Source organism: Alistipes ihumii AP11 (assembly GCF_025144665.1).
In the GTDB taxonomy this organism is placed as follows: Bacteria; Bacteroidota; Bacteroidia; order Bacteroidales; family Rikenellaceae; genus Alistipes_A; species Alistipes_A ihumii.
This window is the reverse complement of sequence record NZ_CP102294.1, coordinates 53,122-69,567: the sequence shown is the minus strand read 5'-3', so window position 1 is coordinate 69,567 and position 16,446 is coordinate 53,122. Positions and strand designations below refer to the sequence as shown.

The window sequence follows — 16,446 nt, the reverse complement described above, 5'->3', positions numbered from 1 at the left end:
CCCCCGGCGGAAGAATCACGAAGAAATAAGGAAACGGCTGACCGACTAACGCCTTTTCTTGTCCCAGCGCGGCGTGATGCCTATGAACAGACCGAAATTGCGGCCGGGCATCGGCCGGGAAAGCACCGAAACGTACTCCTCGTCGAACAGGTTGTAGACCCACAGTTTGACGGACAGCTCGCCCACGCTCAGACGGAACGTCTTGCCAAGACCCAGATCGTTCATGTAGTAAGAATTGAGCAAATAGAGACTGGATCCTTTCTCGTTGCTCGATGTCGTATAGCGCTCGCTGTAATAGTTGTACCGGTAGGTCAGCTCGTATCCGCGCCACGAAAGCCTTCCGGTAACGCCCGAGGAATATTCGGGGACATAAACGAGCTGCTTGCCGATCGACTGGTCGTACCACTCTTTCGGATCGCCCCAGTTGATCGAGCGGGTCTTGGCCCAGAAAGCGTTCAGGTTCAATGCCCAGCGGCGTCCCAGCTTCACGGACAAGTCGCCCCGGAGCTCGACGCCGTAGCTGTGCACCTTCTTGACGTTGAGCGGCGTCCAGAATCCTTTGAATGTCGGCAGCCAGACGATCCAGTCGCGTATATGCGAATTGTAGACGGTAACCTCGCCGCCGAAATCGAATGCTCCCTCCTTCACGCGGAACTCCATGCCCCCTTCGTAGGTATATCCCTTTTCGGTTTTCAGCGAATCGTTGCCGCCCGGCTTGAAATAAAGGTCGTTCAGCGACGGATAGCGGTAATTGCGAGCGACGGAAGCCTTGAGCACGACGCCGAACCGGGGCCACAGCGTATAATCGACGAACCCGGCCGGAATCAGCGGCGTCAGGTTCCGTCCGTAACTCTCGCCGCGCAGGTCGATACCCAGCCCCAGACGCGGATGAGGCCGGTACTTCACCGTAGCGAGCAGCGACACTTCGGCCCTTACCTTGTCATAGCCGAGCCGGATCGTATCCTCGGGCTGCGCCCCGCCCAGATCGGGGTCGTCCAGGCTGCTCACCGAATGGACATTGACCGACGCATTGGCCGTCAACGCCCACTTCGGCGTAGGATAATACTCGGCATAGAACTGCCCGTAGCCGGAGTTGATCCGGCTGTGCGAGTGGATCATCTGCTGCAGCTCGCCGCTGTCGGGATCGGGATTCCCGTCGTAACGATACAAGATGTAGGAATAGATATAGCCGGCCTTGGCGCCCATTTTCAGCCCGTCGCCGCGACGGTCCCACGAGGCGACCGCACGCAGCGTCGTCTCGTCCTGCGTCGAGCGGGCCTGTCCCTCCTCCTTGTAGTCCACCGTCAGCATCGGGATGCCGCGCCGCGAATCGGTGACCCAGGCCGCCAGCCCGAAGCGATTCCGCTCGTCGGGCTGATAGTAAAACTCCTGCAACAAGTGAAAATCGCGGTACGAGCAGTTCTTGTTCCGCTCCATCGGATAGACCCATTGCCCGTCGATCTGCTCGTACTTATCGTAATTGCGATACTCGAAATCGTTGTCGGAGGTCACGTAGCATACGCGGGTCGAGGACTCGAACTTCCGGGTGCCGTAGGTGAAACGCAGGAACTCGTCGTAAGTGTCGAAACTGCTGATGCCTTGAATGAAGTGCACGCCGGCTCCCGATTCGCCCAGCGGTTTGGTCCCCAGCGTGATCGCCCCCCCCAAACCGCCCCCGGACACCCCGACCGAACCGGCTCCGTGATAGAGGCTCGCCTCGTCGATGAAATAGGAAGGGATCAGCGAGAAGTCGACCATGCCGAGCATGGGCGAATTGATTTTCATGCCGTTCCACGTCACCTGCGTATGCGAGGGAGCCGTGCCCCGGAACGAAGCCGTCGCCATCGTTCCCCGGCCATACGACTTGATGAATACCGGCGTGCTCTGCGACAGCAGGTCGCCCAAACTGTTGGTCACGTTCTGCCGCAGCGCCACCGAATCGAGATTCATCTTCGTCACTCCGATGTCGGCCAGACGCCGCCCGGTCACAACGGCCTCCTTCAGCCGAATCGTGCGCGAGGAAAGAGGCTCGGACGCCTCGGGAGACTCGCAGACGGTCCCGTTCGCCGCCCTCAGGGAGGCTGTCGTCAGCGTCAGCGCGGCCGCCAGAGCGGTCCTATACAGTCGGTTCATAGCGATCGTCATTTAAAACAGAAAGCCCCGGGGATGATGCCGACTTGAAAACTGTCGAGCAGCCCGCCCCGGGCCGAGTAACGGAAAACCCAGCCGGGCTGCACGTAATCGAGCGCATCGGCCAGATAGACCTCGGAAGTCCGGGGATCGACCGTCAGCCCGTACCAGTAGTTGCCTGTCATATTCTCCAGAAACGGCTTTTCGGGCAGCGATTCGGAGCGGACGTCCATGCGCCAGACATGATCCTTGATAAAATACAGCGTATCGCGCGTGCCGTTCAGACAAACCTCGGACGCCCGGTCGCCGAACCGGAACATGAAAGCCCTATCGACCCGCTGGGTGGCGGCGTCGATCCGGTAGAGCCCCGGCGCCTCCTGTCCGTAAGGACTTCCGGGATAACCGCCGTCGGTGACGGTCCATATCTTGCCGAAACGGTCCAGCGCGAGCGAAGTGGGTTGTTTGCCGACCTCGATGTACTTGACGACGCTGTCGGTGCGCGTGTCGATGACCAGTATCTTGTTATCGTACGACCAGCAGTTCGTGAAAACGAAGTCGCCGTACTGCACCATCTGCTCGGTCGACGGCTGATTCTTGCCCGGAATCTTCACGTCGATGCGGCCGGTGATTTCGAACGTTTTCGGATTGATGATCGTGATGTGCCAAGCGTACAAGTCGGTCACATAGGCCTTTTCGTCGCTCAGGAAATGGATGTAGCGGGGCGAAAGCAGTCCCTCGATCATTCCCTTGAGCTCGAACGTATCGAGATCGATGACGAATATGATGCCCGAATTGTTGACGACAACATACCCCAGCCCGTTGCGAATCGCCATCGACTGGGCCACATCGCCCAGCTTGATCGTATTCGTGCGACGGAACACCTCGTTCTCCACCCGCATCGAATCGATGTCGTAGTAGGACAACGAAGCGTTCCCGTACATGAAATTTCCTTCGTTGGTAATGAACAGCCCCCGGCCGTCCGCACCGATCTTTTCGGGAGCCCGAGCCCCGTAGTCCATGCAGGACGTCACGATCCCGAAAGCCGGAAGCAACGCCAATAGCGCGACAAGGATTCTTCTTTTCATAATCGCCGTACATTATCATACAGCACGGCCACAGGGGAAACCGGTCCGCAGAGAAGCTCCGGACGGATTACCGGCCCATACACCGCAGGCTGTAATCGAAACGTGCCGGGCCGGTCTTCTGACTCGTCTCCGCTCCGAAGCCTTCCCGGCCCAAAGGCCAGTGGCATCCGTTCCGGAACGTTTCGCTTCTGCCGGCCACCCGGACCGAAAAGAAGCCGAGACATACAGCAGCGGTAACTGTCGCCGATTCGCACGGCGTTCCCTCATTCGTCTCCCGGACGGTCCGCCCGTCGGGATCGAGCCTCGACACGTTCGCAAAGATAGCGAATATATCGGAACAAAGTACCCCCAAAAGCAAAAACAGCCCGGACGAAGAGCCGATTCGACCGAGACGGGAAAGTCCGCAGCCACTTCCATACGCTCCGGAATCCCGCGAGCGGCTCGCGTCAAGGACCGCCGAAATCGCTCTGCCCAACGCTATTCTTCGATGAGCGTATCTTACGAGCCGATTCGGGACAGGAGCGGACGACGGCAGGCCGTTGCCCCGTTACTCACGGAAGCCGCCCGACGTTCGATCAATACCACAGGCTTTGCATCCGGGGAACGGAAGTCCGCACGGAAAAAAACGGACATTTTTCCGCAGGGCAATCGGCTGGGAATCTTTCCCTGCACGGCGGCAAGCCGGCACGAGCAGCCTGCAAACGGCGGGAAACGGACAAAACGGCTCCGATTTTGCATCGCGTCCTACCGGACCTCTTTCAACGGACGGAAAGCAAGCCCCCACAAGGAAGCAATCAACGAAAAACAAAAGATTATGGAAAAAAAGCAATCGACCGCACTCGAAAAAGCGGACACGGCCACGCTGACGCTCAGCATTCTGTTTGTCGTATCCATTCTCTGCACCATCCTTTTCTCGCTCACAGCCTAAAAGAAGCGCCCTCTCCGGCGGCCGCCTATCCTCAACGGCAGGCGGCCGCCATCTTTTTACATTCCAGCCGGTATTCCGCATACATCCGATTCTTTCAGGCATTTCGACAAGGGAAACGTACCGGCCCAGCCCTCGCAAGCACAAAGACTGAAAACAAAAAAGCCCTTGCTCGGGATGCAAGGGCTCGATGCTTAAATAAGCGGATTTGAATTTGGTCGGGGTACCGGGATTCGAACCCGGGACCTCCAACTCCCGAAGCTGGCGCGCTAACCGGGCTGCGCTACACCCCGAACGAGTTCCGCGTTCGAACATGGCCTCGGGCCACTTCCGTTCAAACGCGGTGCAAAGATAATAAAATTTACGTCAAAAATGCAACTGTTCGGGAAAAGATTTATTCGACTATCCGCCGAAACCGTTCGGTTGCAGGCGCTTCCCGTATCGCATAAGCCTCAGACAATCAATAAAACCACCTGACGAAACGCCCGGCAGCGCTGTCAAGGCAAAGAAAAAGCCGGCCGCAGCCTTGCTCCTACGGCCCGGGTGTCTTATTTTTGCTGTGAAAACCCAAATGGAAATGACCAAACGAATGCTTTACCGATCCGTACTGGCCATAGCGGCCATGGCGGGTCCCTGTCTCGCGGCGGCTTCCGCCTCGCGAGCGAACGAAACCGTACAAACCTATTGGAACGATTCCGGGGCGCGCAAGGGCCTCTATGTCGAGCGGGCGAAAGACGACCCGAACCGCGAGCCGACCATTTTCCTTGCCGGGCACAAGTACCGCGACATCGGCATGAACTGCTACGACCTGTTCAACTGCGCGCTCAAATTCACAGATGACGGACTGCGGATCGACCTGTCGGACTCTTTCGCAACGCTCGAGTTGCTCAAGAAAGAAGGGATCGGCCTCATCCGCTTCAACTGCGGCATCTATTACAGCGCCGAGCTCGGAGCCTCGTACATGACCGACCGGGACGCCTATATCGATGCGTTGCGTCAGATCGCGGCCCGCGCGCAGGAACTGGAAATCGGACTGATCCCCTGCCTGATGTGGCATTATGCCGCCGTGCCGGAATATTTCGGCGAGCCGCTCCGCAGCTGGGGCAGGCCGGGCAGCAAAACGGTAGAGTTCCTGAAAGCCTACACGACCGACATCGTCACATCCCTGAGGGAATACAAAAGCATCTTCGCATGGGAGTTCGGCAACGAGTTCAACCTGCACGCCGACCTGCCCCAATATGCCCAGCGCCATACCCAGGCCGACCCGCCCGACTGGCGTGACGTTTTCGGGACGGAAGATCCGGACTGGCGGATCAGGGGCAAGGATATCCTTTACGCCTACCGCACGTTCACGCGCATCGTCCGCCGGCTCGATCCCGACCGCAGAATGCTGCTCTCGGGCAACGCGATCCTGCGCGAAACCCAGTACAATCAGTATACCCGCGACCGGATGACAATCGACGACACGAAACAATACCGCAAGATCAGCCGCATACTGAATCCGGGACCGATCGAAACCGTCTCGGAGCACGTATACCAGCACGGCCGCCAGTTTGCCGATCTGGGCAAGGTCTCCCTCGACGAGCAGATCGCCATCGCCGTCGAAACGGCCCGATCGCTGGGCAAGGTATACGTAATGGGCGAGTTCGGGGCGATCCGCGGATCGCGCGAGGAATACGTTCCGTTCTTCGAAGCGTTCCTCAAAGCCGGAGTCCAACTCTCCCTGTTTTGGAATTTCTCGCTGCGAGGCAACATCGAGCAAAGCTGCACGCCGACCGAACGCGGCCCTTACATTTTTGAATTGATCCGCGAATACAAGCAAAAAGACGCGGCCCTGCACGGAGAATAGGCAGAAACACGATACGGATGACTATCGAACAAGGCCGGCAATTTTTCGTTGCCGGCCCTGTCGCATACTCCGACCGTACAGGAAAAGCTACCCGAAGCCACCTATCGACACTTTCTCATCCGGTAAATCTCAGTTTACACAAACGGGCAAAAAAGGTGTAACCCGAGCGAAAAACGACGATATGCGGCGGTCACATCCACACGGAGAAAAGCCTTTCAGAGTAGTCTGAAAGGCTTTTCTCCGTTGTCGGGTACCAGGATTCGAACCTGCCCCCCTGCACCCAAAGCAGGTACGCTAAATGGCTTGTGTTGTATAAAAACGCCTTTCAAACACATTCTAACGCACATATTGACTTCTTTTCGCTTTTACCGTTATTTCTCGGTTAACACATTGGTTGACACATTTGTGAAATCCCAATGCAGGTTAATAATTAAGTGAATTAGTACAGTATTGCTGGTGTCAAAAGAAAACGCCGCATTTTTTCGGCCCTCTTTCCCTATTCTTTAAGATACGACGCAATTTAACTCCAAATCAATCATATAAAGAGAACTCGTCAGTTATTTCTGAATATAAATCATTAAATGACCTTTGAGTTGTGGTATTATCAATAATAGCTTTTGAAATGAATAATATTTGACGAATATATTTTCTATCAGGGCAATGATATTTTATTGTGCGGCGAAATGGTTTATATGAGTCTTTATTGTCAAGATATTTCTGGTTTAAACTGGAACATCCAATGCGTACACTTTCGATATCTGATAACGGCTTGCTATGCGCAATTTGCATAATTCCTTGCGTTGCTGGTTTATTGCTAACTCTAACCCATATTCTTTCTAATAATCTTATAAATTGAGGCTTATTAAAGTTTTCAAATATTAATATGGATATTATTACAATTTGGAGGCTGGGATTGTCTGGTAATAAAGAAGAATATTTTTTACTAAATTTTGTATAATTCCTTAGTATGTATTTTTTCTTTCGATTTTTCAATTCAGGGAGATAAGCTAATGTTGGTTCATATATTTGATTAGCAGGTGTAGATTCTTGGGTGCTATTGCCAATTTGATATATAAAAATGATTATGAGTAACCATATCTCATTTTTTAATTCTGAAAAGTCTGGTAAAATATCATTTACTTTATCAATAAATGTTTGGCAAAATATGTATGCTATTAGAATAATTGATAAGTAGTAAATAGATATTATCCACCAATTTACGATGCGTCCTCTACCATATAAGATTATGATTAGTAGACGTAGTATTATATAAAAATATATTACGTATATGATATTACTTACATATTCGTTTAATTGAAAATATTGTAGTATTGCTACACATAAAATCAAATAGACTAAAGGCCCAAAGACTTTAACTGCATAATTGAATGATATGGCTTCATCTTGTTCGTCAAGTAATGAAAATCGCACATATCCTTTTGAATATGAGCGACTACCAATCCAGTTTTGAATTAAAAAAAGTATGAAAGCCAATCCGAAATAAATTGCATAAGTCATAATATGGGTTATTGAGTTGTAAATAGTGATTTAAATATATGTATTTTTCTTTTATGTGACAATGAGCATTTTTTTTCTTTGTAATTTTCAGCAAATTGCATGCAGATCCAACAGTAGCGATGCGCGGGAGTATTTGTAAACCTCTGCTTTGCCGAGTTGCTTTTCCCGCTTCATGTCGGTAATCAGCTTGTCGTATAATTCAACGACGCTCCCGCATTGTGTCTGCGACCGAAAGTGCGACACTAACGTATCGGCGGTGTACTCGCGTTGCTGGGCGGTCATTTCGACAATAAGGTCGTTGTATTCCGCCGTTTTTGCGGCTATCAGCCGTTCGATTCGTTCCTTGTTGGGGCAGTTGCGTTTGGGCTTGCCTTTTTCGAAATCCCAAAACTTTTCGGGCAGGGAAAGGCCGAGCGAAACGTATTTGCGTTTGCGGTCTTTCGTAACTCGGAGCATTAAAGGAAGTGTGCCGTCTTTTAATGGTTTGTACTTGTAACAAACAACCTCGGTGCTTGCTTTCATGGTGTCGTTTGGTTGACACATTGGTTAACATAAATGGCTGAAAAACGTGTTAACCGAGCAAAAATCGGCAAAATCGAAACGGCTGCGACAAGATACAAAAAAACCTTTCAGAGTAGTCTGAAAGGCTTTTCTCCGTTGTCGGGGTACCAGGATTCGAACCTGGGACCCCCTGCTCCCAAAGCAGGTGCGCTAACCGGGCTGCGCTACACCCCGAACTGAAAATCCGTCCGCCGTCCGGAAACGAACCGTGCAAAAGTAATACGTTTTTCGGGATTTACCAACAAACGCCGGCACGACCGCCGCAAACATCCCCCTGTCCCGGCCGCAACGGAATCCGCCGGCCGGTTTCCAAACGGGCATGTCGCTGGACATACGGACGGCGAAGTGTCAGAAAACGCCGTTTCCGCACCGAGACGACACATACCTTCGAACAGGAACCAAACACACAGCCCCGCCCTCTCCCGGCCGTAAAGCGGCATTCAGGAAACCGTCCCGAACCGAAAAACCGAAACGGACCGGTGCCACCGCACTCCTTCAGCGGAACCGCGACGGTTCTGCCGCATGGGAAAAATCTCAGAGCGGCAGAATGACGACGCGGCTTCCGGGCAGATCGGGAACATAGAGCCGGTCCCCGTCGAGCGACAACCGGGCCGGGCCACCGATCGCTACGCCGGGATCGAGCAGGTGAACCTGTTTGTCCGCGAAATCGTAGTACCCCACCTCGGAATCGACCCAATTCGTAAAATAGAGGCGGCTGCCGTCGGCGCTCAACGCCAGGCCGTCGTACTGCCCCGGCCGGCCGAACAGCTTGGTCGCCACAGGCGCCGAAATGTTTTCGATACAATAGATCGCATTGTCGGGCGTCGTCACGCCGTCGGGCGGATAGGACGCGACGTACATCGTATCGCCGCGAATCGCGATGCCGTTGGCTCCGGGAATCGTCACATACGGTTTGAGCGAGGCGGTGTCGATCGCATACGGGCGCGTCACGTCGAGCGAATAGATGCTTCCCGTGTTGGTCACCGTCACGTAAAGCGTATTTCCATGCAGGGCCATGTCGTTGACGTACAGCTCTCCGTCGGGGAAACGGACGATCTGAGGAGCGGCCGCCGTATCGCGCAGATCGTACACGGCCAGCTTGCCGACGTCGGCGATCAGCAGGCAGCTGTCCTTGACAAGCATGCCCTTCGGAGCCGACAGATTGCCGTCGGAGGGAATCAGCACGCGCGAGACGGTATCGGTGAATTCCAGCACATACCCTTTTCCTTCGGTATTGAGCGGGTCGAGCTCGCTCGACCCGAAACTGCCCACGAGCAGCTTTCCGTCCGAAGGAAATACCGCCTCAGCGAACCGTATCCGGTCGGTCAGCACGGCAGGCGCAGAATCTGCCTGTCGTTCGGCGCAGCCGGTCAGCGCCCAAGCGAGAATCGCGAAAAGAAAGCTTTTTTTCATATCGTTTTCTTTTTAAAGGTAAATTATCTTATCCATGAGACGGGTTTGCTCGTCTCATCGTTCATTTTCGTTTTTCCCGTAGCTACTCCCTTTATCCCCTTTTATTTTCATATTCATATTCATATTCATCCTCGTCCTCATACTCATCCTCACCCTTGTACCTGCCATTGCTTCTCACCCATTTTACGTATTCTTCCTCCCTTTCTCTTCTCCACCATTCTAATAGTTCCTCATCTTCTTTGGCTTCCTGCTCCCTTTGTGCGTTGGTGTACGAGCGGGCCGCAATCATTGCGATTATGGGCTACAATATGATGAGCAGTAGCCCGACAATATGAGTACAGATAACGAATATGATCTCTCTTACCGGGTCCTTTTCGCTCCAATCCGCCCACTGGGCAAATTTGTCGAAGACCTTGTCCATTAGCTTGGGTTCACCTTCCATATCGGTATTTTCTTATGACTTCTTCCGTATTCTCACCGAAGACAGAACGGGATACTTGAATATATCGATAACATAGTACGCCGTACTATATTCCCGGCTTTTAGCTTTCCTAACTCATTCTTCCAAAGCCATTACGATATGTCTGCCGACTCAAACCAGCGGTTCGATGCGGTCGAACAACGGCCGGAAATCCTCGTTCCGGGCCGCCAGATAAGTATCGAATCCGCAAGCCTTCCCCGTATCGACGTTAGCCTGCGAATCGTCGATGAAAAGCGTCTGGGAGGGAACGATGCCCGACGACTCGATCATCCGACGGAAAATCTCCGCCCCGGGCTTGACCAATCCCATCTCGTACGACAGGAACAGCCGGTCGAAATAGGCGTCGATCGTCAGTCCCTGCTTGCGGAATACCCCGTTTTTCATATAGGTCATCATAATGGTATTGGTATTGCTGAGCATAAAGAGGCGGAATCCCCGGCGACGCAAATCGAGCAACATGTCGAGTTTGTAGTCGGGTATGTCGAGCAGGAAGCCGCACAAGGCCGCGTCGATCGCCTTCGGATCGACCGGACGGCCTACCGAACGCGAAATCTCGTCGTAGAGCGCCTCGGGGCCGACCTCGCCCTTTTCGAGCTGCAACAGCACGCCCGACTGCCGGTAGGGATCGATCAGCGTTTCGATCTGTCCGTATCCTATCCTGCGGAAAGCCTCGATCGAACGCTCGAGACTATAGTCGATCAGCACGCCGCCCAGATCGAACACGATGGTCCGGAACTTTTTCATACATTTTGAGTTGGTGGCATACAAAGATACGCAATTTCAAAATAATTCATATATTTGATTTACAAACGCCATACCGCACCGCACATGACGAACCGCAATCCGATATACCGAGTCTACCGCTTCTACGCGGACGGCTTCCGGGCCATGACGCTGGGACGCACGCTGTGGGCGGTCGTGCTGCTCAAGCTGCTTATCATGTTCGGCATCCTGAAGCTCTTTTTCTTTCCCGACACGCTCGGCGGGTTCGAAAACGAGCGGCAAAAGGGCGACTACGTGATCGAACGAATGCTGGATTCTAAACCTTAACGATATGATACTTACCTCTACCGATCTGATGAACGTGGTAGACTGGTCGCGGGCGCAATTCGCGATGACGGCGATCTACCACTGGCTGTTCGTGCCGCTGACGCTCGGGCTCGGTTTCATCTGCGCGATCATGGAAACGCTCTACTACCGCACGGGCGATCCCTTCTGGAAGCGCACGACGAAATTCTGGATCCGCATCTTCGCGATCAACTTCGCGATCGGCGTGGCGACGGGCCTGATCCTCGAGTTCGAGTTCGGCACGAACTGGTCGAACTACTCCCATTTCGTCGGCGACATTTTCGGTGCCCCGCTGGCCATCGAGGGCATTATGGCCTTTTTCCTGGAAGCTACGTTTTTCGCCGTGATGTTTTTCGGCTGGAACAAGGTATCGAAAGGCTTTCATCTGGCATCCACTTGGATCACGGCCATCGGCGCCAATCTCTCGGCGCTGTGGATTCTGGTAGCTAACGCATGGATGCAGTCGCCCGTCGGCACGACGTTCAACGTCGAGACCGCCCGTCAGGAGATGACCTCGTTCTGGGACGTGGTGCTGTCGCCGGTGGCGATCAACAAGTTCTTCCACACGGTCACGTCTGCCTACGTGCTGTCGGCCGTCGTAGTCGTCGGCATCAGCGCATGGTATCTGCTGCGCAAACGCGAGGAGCTGTTCGCGCGCAGGAGCATCGTCGTCGCATCGGTGTTCGGGCTGTTCTTCTCGCTGATGGCCGCGATGACGGGCGACGGTTCGGCCGTGCAGGTGGCCCGGACGCAGCCGATGAAGCTGGCGGCCATGGAAGCCCTCTACGACGGGCGCCAAGAGGCGGGACTGGTCGCGGTCGGAGCGCTCCGACCGGTCGACAGGACCGTCCGCACGAGCGACGACAGCGCGTTCGCATTCCGGATCGAAATTCCGAAAATGCTGTCTCTGATGGCTTTCCGCGACGCGAACGCCTTCGTTCCGGGCATCAACGATCTGGTATACGGTAACGAAAAGTACGGCATTCCGTCGACCGAGCAGCGCATGGAACTCGGACGGGAGGCCCTCGAGACGCTCGAAGGCTACCGCGAGGCACGCCGGACAGGCGACGAGCAGGAGCAAGCCCGATTCGAAAAGCTGTTCGATCCGGACGATCCCGCCGGAAAGGCTTTCATCGAGAAGCAGTTCGCTTCGATCGGATACGGATTTCTCAAGGAGCCGACCGACGTCGTTCCGAACGTGCCGACGGTCTTCTATTCGTTCCGCGTGATGGTCGCTCTGGGCGGCTACTTCATCCTGCTGTTCGCCGCCATCCTGTTCTTCTGCTACCGGCGCACGCTGGCCGGCAAACGGTGGATGCTGTACGCGATGTTGTGGTCGATCCCGCTGGCCTATCTCGCGTCGGTGTCGGGCTGGATCGTCGCCGAGGTAGGACGCCAGCCGTGGACCATTCAGGACCTGCTGCCGACCGTAGCCTCCGTCTCGAGAATCAACACCGGCTCGCTGATAACGGCCTTCTTCCTGTTCGTCGTGCTGTTCACGACGCTGCTGATCGCCGAGCTGATGATCATGACGCGGCAAATCCGCATCGGGCCCGAGCCCCCCGACGCGCACGCCGCACAAGAACGAACCTCTATCGACAACCAATAACGGAAAGAGCTATGGATACGGTACATATTTTCCTGCAACACTACTGGTGGTTCATCATCTCGCTGCTCGGGGCGCTGCTGGTCTTCCTGCTGTTCGTACAGGGCGGACAAGCGATGCTCTACACGATCGGACGCACCGAAACGGAACGCAACCTGATCGTCAACTCGCTGGGACGGAAATGGGAACTCACGTTCACGACGCTCGTCACGTTCGGCGGAGCCTTCTTCGCGTCGTTCCCGCTCTTTTACAGCACGAGCTTCGGCGGGGCCTTCTACGTCTGGATGCTGATCCTGCTCGTATTCGTCATTCAGGCCGTCTCGTACGAGTACCGACGCAAGCCGTCGAACTTTCTGGGCGAAAAGACGTTCAACGCCTTTCTGATCGTCAACGGCATAGCGGGGACTTTCCTGCTCGGAACGGCCGTAGGCACGCTGTTCTTCGGCGCGCAGTTCACGGTCGACCGGGCCAACTTCGCGAGCACGGACGGATTCAACACCATCTCGCAGTGGGCCACCCCCTGGTACGGACTCGACGCGCTGGCCGACCCGCGCAACATTCTGCTGGGACTGGCCGTTCTGTTCCTTTCGCGCGTACTCGGCCTGCTCTACTTCATGAACAACATCGACGAGCAGAGCATTTTCGACCGGTCGCGGCGTCACCTACGCTGGAACGCGGCGGCATTCGTCGCGACGTTCGTGGCCTTTCTGGTCACGCTGCTGCTCGCCCGGGGCTGGGCGGTCGATCCGGCAAGCGGCCGGATCAGCGAGGAGCCGTACAAGTATCTGCACAACCTGCTTGCGATGCCGGTCGTTTTCGTGCTGCTGGTCGCAGGTATCCTCTCTGTGCTGTGGGGCATCGCCGAGGGGCTGTTCCGCCGGGGCCGCCGGGGTATCTGGTTCGCCGGCGCGGGCACGGTGCTGACCGTGCTCTGTCTGCTGCTGACAGCCGGGTACAACGATACGGCCTACTACCCCTCGCTGACCGATCCGCAGAGCTCCCTGACGATCTACAACAGCTCCTCGAGCCGGTTCACGCTCTATGTGATGAGCATCGTCTCGCTGCTCATCCCGTTCGTGGTCGCCTACATTTGGTATGTCTGGCGGTCGATGAACCGGGTGAGAATCTCCGAGAAGGAGCTCGGCAAGGAGGATCATCCGTACTGACGTCCTTCGAGCATCCGGGATAACAAGCCGCATTTCGTCAGTACGAATCCCGTCGGTTTTTCGGCCATAGAGCGTCTCACCGTCCGATGCGGCAAAAGAATTGCTGTCGTTCCGAATACGACATCTCCTGCAAAGAATTTAAAAATTATCCGACATGAATAGCACTACGCCAAAAACCGGCAAAATCCTGGTGGTCGGCAGCACGAACACCGACATGGTCGTCAAGACGGACCATCTGCCGCGGCCCGGAGAGACCGTTCTGGGCGGCACGTTCCTGATGAACCCGGGCGGGAAAGGCGCCAACCAAGCCGTAGCGGCGGCACGGCTCGGAGCCGAAGTCACGTTCGTCTGCAAGACGGGCAACGACCTGTTCGGCGTTACCACCCGTCAGCAGCTCGCCGAGGAGGGAATCGATACCTCGTTCGTTTTCACCGACCCGCACGAGCCGTCGGGCGTCGCGCTGATCGCGGTGGACAACCGGGCCGAAAACACGATCGTCGTCGCATCGGGAGCCAACGCCAGCCTGTTGCCGCTGGACATCAACAAGGCCCTTGCGGCGATCGACGCGTGCGATCTGGTCCTGATGCAGCTCGAAACTCCGATGCCGACCATAGAGTACGTCGCATCGCTGGCCGCCGAGCGAGGCAAGCGGGTCGTGCTGAATCCGGCGCCGGCCGCCACGCTGTCGGAACAATTGCTGAAAAATCTTTATCTGATAACGCCGAACGAAACCGAGGCCGAGTTGATTACGGGCATCCCGGTCAGGGACGAGCGCTCGGCCGAGCAGGCCGCACGGACGATTCATCGGGCGGGCGTGCGGCACGTGATCGTCACGCTCGGCAAGAAGGGAGCGCTGCTGTGCGAAGGCGGACGTTGCGAGGTGATCCCGGCCCATCGGGTCGAAGCGGTCGACACGACGGCCGCGGGCGACGTATTCAACGCCGGGCTGGTCGTAGCGCTATCGGAAGGAAGGAACCTGACCGACGCGGTCCGTTTCGGCGCCAAGGCCGCCGCTATCTCCGTGACACGCATGGGAGCACAGGCGTCGGCTCCGTACCGCAGCGAAACGGACGCGTTTTACGGATAAAACTACCCTGTATCCTCTCGGATCGCAGAGATCGGCCTGAGAGCGCAGGAAGAAATACGAGGGGCCCCGACGGGACCGTGCCGGCATGATCCGAAGCGCGCGAATGCAGGCGCGACGGCGTCGGGAACGCACGCATCCGAAACGAAAACGGGAATACGGCGGACGAACCGGCTCCCTACGGCGAGCGAGCGGACGTCCAGAAAGATCGATCGAACCTTAAAAACCGAATAACCATGTACATCGTAAACAATTACACGCTGGCCGTAATTTTCTGCGTCGTGACGATGCTTTGCTGGGGCTCGTGGGGCAATATGCAGAAACTGGCCTCGAAAACGTGGCGGTACGAGTATTTCTACTGGGACTACGTGATCGGCGTACTGCTGTTCTCGATTCTGTCGGCCTTCACGCTCGGCAGCATCGGAAGCGAGGGACGCAGCTTTCTGCCCGATCTGGCTCAGGCCGACCGGAACAGCCTCGGCAGCGCCTTTCTGGGCGGCGTCGTGTTCAACGCCGCCAACATCCTGCTGGCGGCCGCCATCGCAATCAGCGGGCTGTCGGTAGCCTTTCCGGTAGGTATCGGACTGGCGCTCGTGCTGGGCGTGCTGGTCAACTACTTCGGCGAGGCGAAAGGCCAGCCTCTGTTTATCCTCCTCGGCGTCGTGCTGATCGTCGTGGCGATCGTGCTCAACGGCATGGCGTACCGGAAAATGCTGAAAGGTACGCAGAAAGTACCGGCCAAGGGGATCGGCATCTCCATCGCGGCCGGAATCATCATGGCGTTCTTCTACCGCTTCGTCGCGGCCTCGATGGACCTGACCGACTTCGCCCATCCGGCCGCCGGCAAGCTGACTCCCTACACGGCGGTTTTCGTATTCGCAGTCGGAGTGTTCGCCAGCAACTTCATTTTCAACACGATCGCCATGAAAAGACCGGTCGAGGGCCCTCCGATCCGAATCGGAGGCTATTTCCGGGGCTCGGCAGGCACGCACATGGTCGGCATGGTCGGCGGAATGATCTGGTGTCTGGGCCAGTCGTTCAGCATGATCGCGTCGGGACAGGCCGGAGCGGCCATATCGTACGGTCTGGGGCAAGGCGCGACGCTCGTCTCCGCGCTTTGGGGCATTCTGGTATGGAAAGAGTTCCGGAGCGCTCCGGCCGTATCGAAACGCCTGAACCTAATGATGTTCATCCTGTTCGTCATCGGACTCGGCTTCCTCGTTTACGCCGGAGCGTAGCCGGACGAAACGCAACGACGTACGGCCGTCTTCCGACGGCCGTACGTCGTTGTATGGGTTTCACAGACTGAAGGATTTCCGCATTCACGATTGCCAAACTGCCCGTCCCCCATAACAGAGGGCCGCAAGTCGGAAGGACCGAAAATCCGCCGGTTTTCCGAAAGCAGAAATCAAAGCCGGGTAACGGAATCCGGAACCGAGCTCCTTTTTCGAGACAATGTCCGCATACGGCCCATACCGCTCCCGTCTTGCAAAACCGAATTCTCCGGGTCGTTTCGAAAACGACCCGGAGAACCGCCGACCGAGTCGATAAGACGAAACA

General features: G+C 55.8%; 13 protein-coding genes, 2 tRNA genes and 1 riboswitch. Of the genes, 6 read left to right on the top strand and 9 right to left on the bottom strand.

Features of this window, described 5'->3' with window-relative positions:
- Nucleotides 1-45 precede the first annotated feature (45 nt).
- The 3 genes from NQ491_RS00300 to NQ491_RS00290 form a co-directional block, all read right to left on the bottom strand.
- Nucleotides 46-2,133, bottom strand: a complete 2,088-nt coding sequence (locus NQ491_RS00300) for a TonB-dependent receptor (RefSeq protein ID WP_147524846.1) — start codon at nt 2,131-2,133, stop codon at nt 46-48.
- A gap of 8 nt (nt 2,134-2,141) precedes the next feature.
- Complete coding sequence (locus NQ491_RS00295; RefSeq protein WP_026089568.1) at nt 2,142-3,215, bottom strand: YncE family protein; 1,074 nt, start codon at nt 3,213-3,215, stop codon at nt 2,142-2,144.
- A 91-nt stretch (nt 3,216-3,306) separates the two neighbouring features.
- Nucleotides 3,307-3,537: riboswitch (cobalamin riboswitch) on the bottom strand.
- Nucleotides 3,538-4,355: 818 nt separating this feature from the next.
- Nucleotides 4,356-4,433: transfer RNA gene (locus NQ491_RS00290), tRNA-Pro, on the bottom strand.
- 284 nt (nt 4,434-4,717) lie between these two features.
- Here NQ491_RS00290 and NQ491_RS00285 point away from each other — a divergent pair.
- A complete protein-coding gene (locus NQ491_RS00285) occupies nt 4,718-5,989 on the top strand; it encodes a cellulase family glycosylhydrolase (protein WP_157365662.1) in 1,272 nt (423 codons plus the stop codon).
- Between the two features lie 531 nt (nt 5,990-6,520).
- Here NQ491_RS00285 and NQ491_RS00280 read toward each other — a convergent pair.
- The 6 genes from NQ491_RS00280 to NQ491_RS00255 form a co-directional block, all read right to left on the bottom strand.
- Nucleotides 6,521-7,507, bottom strand: a complete 987-nt coding sequence (locus NQ491_RS00280; protein ID WP_147524848.1) for a hypothetical protein — start codon at nt 7,505-7,507, stop codon at nt 6,521-6,523.
- Between the two features lie 87 nt (nt 7,508-7,594).
- On the bottom strand, nt 7,595-8,029 hold the full coding sequence (locus NQ491_RS00275; RefSeq protein WP_026089569.1) for an Arm DNA-binding domain-containing protein: 435 nt from the start codon (nt 8,027-8,029) through the stop codon (nt 7,595-7,597).
- Nucleotides 8,030-8,167: 138 nt separating this feature from the next.
- Nucleotides 8,168-8,242: transfer RNA gene (locus NQ491_RS00270), tRNA-Pro, on the bottom strand.
- Nucleotides 8,243-8,602: 360 nt separating this feature from the next.
- Nucleotides 8,603-9,481: an LVIVD repeat-containing protein gene (locus NQ491_RS00265; protein WP_019245375.1), complete on the bottom strand. Its 879-nt coding sequence runs from the start codon at nt 9,479-9,481 to the stop codon at nt 8,603-8,605.
- 91 nt (nt 9,482-9,572) lie between these two features.
- Nucleotides 9,573-9,770 (bottom strand): hypothetical protein, encoded by a 198-nt coding sequence (locus NQ491_RS00260; protein WP_019245376.1) that lies wholly within the window; start codon nt 9,768-9,770, stop codon nt 9,573-9,575.
- Nucleotides 9,771-10,073: 303 nt separating this feature from the next.
- Nucleotides 10,074-10,706 (bottom strand): HAD family hydrolase, encoded by a 633-nt coding sequence (locus NQ491_RS00255; protein WP_019245378.1) that lies wholly within the window; start codon nt 10,704-10,706, stop codon nt 10,074-10,076.
- 84 nt (nt 10,707-10,790) lie between these two features.
- Here NQ491_RS00255 and NQ491_RS00250 point away from each other — a divergent pair, with 84 nt between their 5' ends.
- The 5 genes from NQ491_RS00250 to NQ491_RS00230 all read left to right on the top strand — a co-directional run bounded on the left by NQ491_RS00250 (nt 10,791) and on the right by NQ491_RS00230 (nt 16,124).
- Nucleotides 10,791-11,012, top strand: coding sequence for a DUF4492 domain-containing protein (locus NQ491_RS00250; RefSeq protein ID WP_019245379.1), 222 nt, complete (start codon nt 10,791-10,793; stop codon nt 11,010-11,012).
- A 4-nt stretch (nt 11,013-11,016) separates the two neighbouring features.
- The gene (locus tag NQ491_RS00245) at nt 11,017-12,639 is read left to right on the top strand and encodes a cytochrome ubiquinol oxidase subunit I (protein WP_019245380.1); all 1,623 of its coding nucleotides are present in this window, start codon (nt 11,017-11,019) and stop codon (nt 12,637-12,639) included.
- A gap of 11 nt (nt 12,640-12,650) precedes the next feature.
- Entirely contained in the window at nt 12,651-13,802 is a 1,152-nt protein-coding gene (locus NQ491_RS00240; RefSeq protein ID WP_019245381.1) for a cytochrome d ubiquinol oxidase subunit II, read from the top strand.
- A gap of 154 nt (nt 13,803-13,956) precedes the next feature.
- Nucleotides 13,957-14,889 (top strand): ribokinase, encoded by a 933-nt coding sequence (rbsK, locus tag NQ491_RS00235; protein ID WP_019245382.1) that lies wholly within the window; start codon nt 13,957-13,959, stop codon nt 14,887-14,889.
- A gap of 233 nt (nt 14,890-15,122) precedes the next feature.
- Nucleotides 15,123-16,124 (top strand): GRP family sugar transporter, encoded by a 1,002-nt coding sequence (locus NQ491_RS00230; protein WP_019245383.1) that lies wholly within the window; start codon nt 15,123-15,125, stop codon nt 16,122-16,124.
- Nucleotides 16,125-16,446 lie beyond the last annotated feature (322 nt).

Bases quoted from the DNA above. Each gene is read 5' to 3' on its own strand.
- NQ491_RS00260 (WP_019245376.1), bottom strand. From the start codon at position 9,770: ATGATTGCGGCCCGCTCGTACACCAACGCACAAAGGGAGCAGGAAGCC.
- NQ491_RS00300 (WP_147524846.1), bottom strand. From the start codon at position 2,133: ATGAACCGACTGTATAGGACCGCTCTGGCGGCCGCGCTGACGCTGACG.
- NQ491_RS00280 (WP_147524848.1), bottom strand. From the start codon at position 7,507: ATGACTTATGCAATTTATTTCGGATTGGCTTTCATACTTTTTTTAATT.
- NQ491_RS00230 (WP_019245383.1), top strand. From the start codon at position 15,123: ATGTACATCGTAAACAATTACACGCTGGCCGTAATTTTCTGCGTCGTG.
- NQ491_RS00245 (WP_019245380.1), top strand. From the start codon at position 11,017: ATGATACTTACCTCTACCGATCTGATGAACGTGGTAGACTGGTCGCGG.
- rbsK (WP_019245382.1), top strand. From the start codon at position 13,957: ATGAATAGCACTACGCCAAAAACCGGCAAAATCCTGGTGGTCGGCAGC.
- NQ491_RS00250 (WP_019245379.1), top strand. From the start codon at position 10,791: ATGACGAACCGCAATCCGATATACCGAGTCTACCGCTTCTACGCGGAC.
- NQ491_RS00295 (WP_026089568.1), bottom strand. From the start codon at position 3,215: ATGAAAAGAAGAATCCTTGTCGCGCTATTGGCGTTGCTTCCGGCTTTC.
- NQ491_RS00275 (WP_026089569.1), bottom strand. From the start codon at position 8,029: ATGAAAGCAAGCACCGAGGTTGTTTGTTACAAGTACAAACCATTAAAA.
- NQ491_RS00255 (WP_019245378.1), bottom strand. From the start codon at position 10,706: ATGAAAAAGTTCCGGACCATCGTGTTCGATCTGGGCGGCGTGCTGATC.
- NQ491_RS00240 (WP_019245381.1), top strand. From the start codon at position 12,651: ATGGATACGGTACATATTTTCCTGCAACACTACTGGTGGTTCATCATC.
- NQ491_RS00265 (WP_019245375.1), bottom strand. From the start codon at position 9,481: ATGAAAAAAAGCTTTCTTTTCGCGATTCTCGCTTGGGCGCTGACCGGC.
- NQ491_RS00285 (WP_157365662.1), top strand. From the start codon at position 4,718: ATGACCAAACGAATGCTTTACCGATCCGTACTGGCCATAGCGGCCATG.